The organism is Salinivibrio sp. MA427, from assembly GCF_001996115.1.
Classification (GTDB): Bacteria; Pseudomonadota; Gammaproteobacteria; order Enterobacterales; family Vibrionaceae; genus Salinivibrio; species Salinivibrio costicola.
This window is the reverse complement of record NZ_MUFH01000352.1, coordinates 1-2229: the sequence shown is the minus strand read 5'-3', so window position 1 is coordinate 2229 and position 2229 is coordinate 1. Positions and strand designations below refer to the sequence as shown.

1 protein-coding gene is annotated in these 2229 nt (G+C 49.6%); it reads right to left on the bottom strand.

Annotated features, from left to right (window positions below; all coding sequences use genetic code 11):
* Positions 1-7: 7 nt before the first annotated feature.
* On the bottom strand, positions 8-2229 hold a 2222-nt coding region (locus BZG79_RS14365), incomplete at its 5' end, for a family 20 glycosylhydrolase (RefSeq protein WP_108743310.1).

The window sequence follows — 2229 nt, the reverse complement described above, 5'->3', positions numbered from 1 at the left end:
GGCTCGATTAGTCAATCTTACTGATTCGGCTTACACGTTCACCCGAAACGGTGCGCAGCTGCACAGGAGTGCTCACGTGAGGAGCATTTGCCGCATCATAGGTTTGCCAGCTTGCACCATTATCGGTTGAGTACTCAATGGCGAGTCCTGGGAACGGTGAATTCGCTTTTAGTTCGCCATTCTCTATCATCCCACCAGGAACAGGCAAACGGAAGCCAATGCCTTGTTGTTCCAATTGTGGGAACCAGTAGTTTGCTAACTGATTGGCAAAGAGGTTGTAATCCACTTTTCGCTGCGTTTGATTCGCCTCTTTCTCGTTTTGTGTGTTCGCTTCCCAATCAGCACGATGCCAAGCACGTTCTGCCATGGCAAAGAGGCGAGGGAAGGTCATTGATTCAAACTGGCCATCGGAGCGAATGGTTTCACTCCAAACCGATGCTTGCAAACCGAGTACGTTTTCTGGACGCGTGAGCGTTTTCACTGTTGCGGCCTCGATGACCTCTTTTTTAGTAATTGGTGCGCCATTGCGTTTTGTGTTGGCATTAGCGTAGAGATCATCAGGCATAAAGCTAAACGTCTTACGAGTATCAGTAAAACGCGGTGCCCAATAGTAGCCACGCTCACTCGGATCTGGCTCGTAGGGATGGTCAAAATAGAGGTGTGTGGCTTGGTTATAGATAACGCCATAACCACTGTTAGCGAGGTTATAAGCTCGGTCGGCAACCCCCCATTCCCAGATATTTTGCCATGCATTGCCATATACCTGTTGATTGGTAAGTTGTGATCGTGGATAGACCTGATTAGTGTGCATTAAGCCGTCTTCCCAACCACCGAGATCCAGCTGATAGCGTTGGGCAATGTGTGAGATACGTTCGACAAAGTACTGACTTAAATCATCGACACTACTTACGCCTGCATCATTATTCGTTATAAAGGACTGACAAACGGGCGAGTCGGTCCATGCACCTGCTATCTCGTCACCACCAAAGTGGAATGTGCTGAGTGGCTGAACATCACGATGCGCATCAACTAAAGCGGAGACAACAGTATCGGCAAAGCGGTAGCTCGATTCCATACAAACATTGATGGCATTATCGGTGAACATTTGCACGGAAAGATACTGAGTATCGTCCTCAAAATCAGTCAGTAAATATTCCTTTGCTTTGGCTTCATCGCCTTGTGCCATGTACTTGTGATATCGCGCTTCCATCGCTTTGATGGCGGCGTGTGCGTGACCAGGCATGTCTACCTCAGGGATCACGGTAATATTGAGTGCATCCGCCTTACGCAAGATGGCTTGATAATCTTCCGTGGTGTAATACCCGTCTGATGCTTCTGTGCCGTCCGGTCCTGCGCCTAAGAAGGGCAATACACAGCGGGTTTCTGATAGATCATGACAGCGCTTGCTACCGACTTCGGCCAGCTCAGGGAGGGCTGGGATCTCAATGCGCCACGCTTCATCATCGCTGAGACGCAAGTGGAGTTTATTAAGCTTTAGTGCGGCCATCTGATCGAGTAATTTAAAAATGGCTTCTTTACTGCGAAAGTTGCGTGCCGCATCAACAGAAAGGCCTCGATAGGCAAATCGGGGCGCATCGGTCAGCGTCACCGCCTTGATGCTGTCGCCTGATTTGAGTTGTAGTAAACTTTGCGCGGCGTATAAAGCTCCTGCCTCATCGGGAGCACCAATCTCAATACGTTGCTGATCAGGCTGGACATCTAAACGATAGGCCTCATGCCATTGATCGCTGCCCTTGAGCGTCACTTTTTCCCAGCCAACATAGATAACGTTTTGGTTCGTCGGAACCCAGTCGCTCGCTGAGATACCAAGCTGATCGGCAAGCCACTTTGCTTGTGCTTGATAACCATTGTCATACACCACAGTCCAATCGCTGTTAATCGTGACATGGCCTTCTTTCTCAACGCGACTGGCCGGTGTTGGCAGTATTTTTCCTTGGATATCTTCCTGTGAAAGGTCGGCGTTGCGCTCGTATCGTTGCTGCGCGGAAAAAGGGTCATAGTGATCGATCAGTGCACCACCATAGCGTTTCCACTGTGCAGGGGAGTTAAATTCACCCACAAAGGTGAGTTCGTCATCCGGCTTGGTGGGCACCTGGCCATTTTTGTGGTTACTGGTACTGGCGATTAACGCGGTATGAGTGCCAGCTTCATCGTCTGACGCCAAATACCAGTTCGGCATAATATCGGATTTCGCTACTTGCCAATCAG